At 62.9% G+C, this 3,998-nt stretch carries 3 protein-coding genes and 1 pseudogene; 1 reads left to right on the top strand and 3 read right to left on the bottom strand.

The window, feature by feature from the left end:
- From AC1DRP_RS35460 to AC1DRP_RS35450, 3 genes and pseudogenes are all read right to left on the bottom strand, one after another.
- The coding region (locus tag AC1DRP_RS35460; RefSeq protein WP_476770998.1) for an autotransporter family protein at positions 1-1,906 on the bottom strand (1,906 nt) is incomplete at its 3' end.
- 51 nt (positions 1,907-1,957) lie between these two features.
- Positions 1,958-2,602: pseudogene (locus AC1DRP_RS35455) on the bottom strand (hypothetical protein); the annotation flags it as partial.
- A 672-nt stretch (positions 2,603-3,274) separates the two neighbouring features.
- Positions 3,275-3,511: a hypothetical protein gene (locus tag AC1DRP_RS35450; protein ID WP_476770997.1), complete on the bottom strand. Its 237-nt coding sequence runs from the start codon at positions 3,509-3,511 to the stop codon at positions 3,275-3,277.
- A 259-nt stretch (positions 3,512-3,770) separates the two neighbouring features.
- Here AC1DRP_RS35450 and AC1DRP_RS35445 point away from each other — a divergent pair, with 259 nt between their 5' ends.
- Positions 3,771-3,911 (top strand): hypothetical protein, encoded by a 141-nt coding sequence (locus AC1DRP_RS35445; RefSeq protein WP_476770996.1) that lies wholly within the window; start codon positions 3,771-3,773, stop codon positions 3,909-3,911.
- Positions 3,912-3,998 lie beyond the last annotated feature (87 nt).

Raw genomic sequence — 3,998 nt, 5'->3', positions numbered from 1 at the left:
CGGAAAACGTGCGCCAGACATTGGCGAGGAGATAGGGTTTCAGCGTCATCCCGCCCATCACCCAATCGCCGGTAAGCCGAGCGCCGATCCGGCCGGTSAGWGCATCGTYGGGCGAAAAGCGRACCGCRGAGAAGCGATCGCGCTCCGTTCCGAACGAGACCGATTGCCAGATCAGCTGCGCCTGCGGCTCAAGCGACAGCCCGGCACCGATCTGGATCGGATAGCCGGCCTCGAGCGAGCCGGTGAGACCGGTTCCGTCGGCGCTCAGCCCGATGCCGCGGGTCGAGCGCGGATCGCCATCGAACCAGGAGCCCAGCAGCACCGCGTCGACATACCAGCGTGACGGACCGACATGGGTCCAGTAGGCGCCGAGGCTGGTTGCATCCATCTTCAGCTTGCCGACCAGCGCCCGCTGCTGGGCGAGAGCGAAACCGYGGGCATCGACATCGGCGCTGGCGAAGCCGAGGAACAGGCCAAGCCGGTCGCGATGGCCGTTATTGTCCCAGCCGAAAAGGTCCTGACCGGCCTGGAAGCCGCCGATATTGCCCTTCATCTCGGGCGAGAGCGGGCCTGAGCGACTCTCCTCGGCATGGCGGCCGAAGAGCCGGCCCCAGGCGCCTGGCAGCGCGCCCGAGCCGAGSAGCAGGGCCTGATCGCCCTGGCGCTCGTGAAAGGTCCCAAGCGTCGCCAATCCGAGCTGGCGCGCCACGCCGGGCAACAGCGTGTAGATGGCCGCCTCGGGGCGGAAGAGAGGGATCGGAGTGTCAGGAGCCGTCACTCCGGGCGGTATCACGCCGGGCGGCGTAGGTCCGACAGGGGGCGTCACGCCGGGGGGCGTCGGGATGAGCTGGTTCCGCAGGAACCAGTCATTCTCGGTGCCGGCCGTCACACCGCCCTGAAAYAGGAGATATTCGTAGGCSCCCGCCGCGACGACGCCACCGAGCGCGAAGGCACCGGCGGTGCTTCCTCCATTCACCGCGCGCACCACCTGGATGCCGTTGCCTGTCGTCAATTCACCGGTCCCGCCGGCGTTGGCGATGCTCAGAAGCGAATTGCCGGTCGCCGAGCCGACATCGAGGCGATCGGAAGGCGAGCCGTCAGTTCCGAGGAAAGTGTTCAGCCCGATCGTGCCGCCAGTCCCTGTATAGCTTGGCGTCGTCAAGACTGTGCCCGGCGGGGTGCCAGTGCCCATGTTCACAAGGCCGGCRTTGGYGACGCTSGGKAYRGTRTGRCTGAAGCCATTGAGATCGAGCGTTCCGCCGCTTGCGACCGTCACGGCCGAGTTCGGGCTGAGCGTGCTCAGTCCACCGGCCCGCAACGTGGCCCCGCTGACGTTCGTCGGTCCGCTGTAGCTATTGGCTGCTGTAAAGATGGTCGCGCCGGCAAGCACATTGACAGTACCGTTGCCACTGATCGCGTGTGCAAACACGTAGCCGGCGGACGTGTGATTGAAGTTGATCGTGCCGGTGCCGGCGCCAAATGCGACGGTCAGCGCGTCGATGGTGCCTGGTGCAGCCGCCGCCGTGCTGACGAGCGGGTCCGCGCCGATGTTCAGTGTGCCAATCGATCCGGTCTGCGCAGCGACCACAACAGAAGGCGCGGCAACGACGCCTTCGTTCGCAATCGTGAGCGTGCCCGTGCCATTGTTGCCAATGTTCACCCCCGAGATGTTGCTCCAGGTGGAGCCAGTGTCGGTCACCGTGACCGTGCCCCGCGAGCCCAAAGAACCGCCAACCAACCCGAGGAGATCGGTTACAGTGCCGCCGTCCGCGATCATGAGCACGCCCGTGCCCGCACTGCCGACCACAACGTTTCCGCTATTCGTCCACTTGGAGCCCGCGCCGGCCACCGTCACCATACCCGTCGCGCCGGCAAACGATCCCAGCACGCCACTAGTATTGGTCACGCTCCCACGGCTTTGGATCGTGAGTGAGCCGGTGCCCGAATCGCCGATATTGAGGACGCCACTGACATCCCAGGCGGATGCAGGCCCAGTTACCGTGACCGTACCCGTCGAGCCGGCAGACTCACCGACGGAGCCCCCAAAAGAACTGATCACCCTGCCGCCATCTTCGATTCTTAGAACCCCCGTACCTAGTCGGCCCACAAAGAGGAGGGCATTTGACCACGTGGAGCCGGTGCCGGTCACGGTCACCGTACCATTCGAGCCAAGCCTGCCGCCAATGAACCCGCCCCCAAACGGGAGGGTGGTCAATGTCCCGCCCTCCTGGATTGTGAGCGCCCCAACCCCATCCACGCCGACGGACACTTGAGAGGCCTGCGCGGGCAAGCCCGAGATCACCGTCGGAAACGGCGTCGTGGTGTCAATGACCGTGAAGTTCTGGTTCGTCGGAACACTACCGGGATTCCAATTGCCAGCCGTAAACCAATCAGATGATCCCGCTCCGGCGGTCCAATCTCTGAGGTTCTGGGCGCGTGTCGAAACCGTAGAGGCTGCGAGAAGTGCGATTGTCACCAGCGCCGTGTACGAGCCAAATCTCAAGCCGCGTGCCAGCAACCCCGAGTGTGGCGTAGTCGCCGCGATAAGCCGGCGGATTCGATGTCTTGCGCTAGCGCCCGGCAGCACATGTCCCAAATCCATTTTCGCGCCCTTTTGCGTACAGCCCGCGAACGTGATCGGTAGGCGATCGCGTTGCGAGCAGTCGAAGTCAGAAGCAAAGGCAGAGGCTGATCAGAATCGGATAGGCTACGCGTGACGATGCTCAGAGAAAGCACCGGCGATATCTACAAAATGTTTACGAGGGCATGTTTGTCGTCAATGCGGACCCATATATTTTGAGGTTCCGTTGCACGAACGCCACGATTCCAGCTGAAATTTTTGATCGGCGCAGTTACTGGGCCGACGGAGGCAGGCATTGTGACCATAGGGAAGTGATCCTGACCTGCCGCTGAACTTCAATCTAGCGATGTCTGCTTTCGGGCAGTCCGCCAATGTTTGTCGGTAGCGCGCTTATGCCAGCGGGTTCAGCGTGACGAACTTCTGATTTCCACCCTCCTGCGACCTTCGGAATGTCTGCAAACGGGCAAGACCACCGCGCCCGCCCACGACCCGGAAGGCCGGTCGTGGGCGGGTACCAAGCGATAGATTTCTCTGCACTGACGTGGGCAGGCCCGTGAAGGGTGTGCGACGCCGACGAGGGGGCGGCGACGCCATCTTGAATGATGCGACGGTTGGCCAAGCTCACGGCTGAGGAACAAACTTTCCCATCAACTTGCGTCGGCGTGACTTGCCCAATCCGTTATGTTTGCGGGTTCAATCCGTCAGTCTGATGGACTTCTCGCTGCACAGATCGATGAGGTCACTATCGCTCTCGACCTCGTCGCTGAACTTGGCAAGGACGGAGTAGCTGCAGCCCGCGGGCTTGTTCAGTTTGAGGGCAATGCTCTTGCCGGGCCCGAGCGGCTTGGTGAGCTTGGCGATCAGGCGCGGCTGCTCGCCCGAGGTCGTGATTTCCAGGGAAGCCAGTGGCGCGGTACGCGCGTTCGTCACCTTCACTTGAGCTGGCGGCTTGGGTGATTGGGCGACCGCGGGAGCAGTCGCGAAGCAAACGAATAGAGCGGCGCCGAACAGGCCGGCAGAAATAACGGGCTTATAATTCATTGTTGTTTCGTTCCCCGAATAGCGAGCTTGAAACGCTCCTGCATATCTCACAACGGTCTTTCGGGGAAAACAAGCAGTCAAACGAGGCTTGGAGTGCCGGTAGCAGGTTGCGGACGGCAGTCGAGTAGAAGCTGTCCCCGTTCGATGCATGGATGAGCGGCGCCGCAAAGATATTCTCCGCCAGCCGCCGCCCCTCCAGCAGGGAATCGCCTCCACGCAGTCGATGCAGGTCAACAAGACCGGCCAGGGCGATGACGAACCGGGAACGATCGAGCCGGCAACAACCTAACGGGTGCGAAAATCCGACCTATCCGTGCAAGTTTCCGCACGCACGCACGCATCGTCAGCGGCGATGGGCTGTCGGTCGGGTCTCGCC

It is taken from the genome of Allobosea sp. 01N443, from assembly GCF_056399325.1.
The sequence above is the reverse complement of the archived record's forward strand: the minus strand, read 5'-3'. Positions and strand labels throughout refer to the sequence as shown.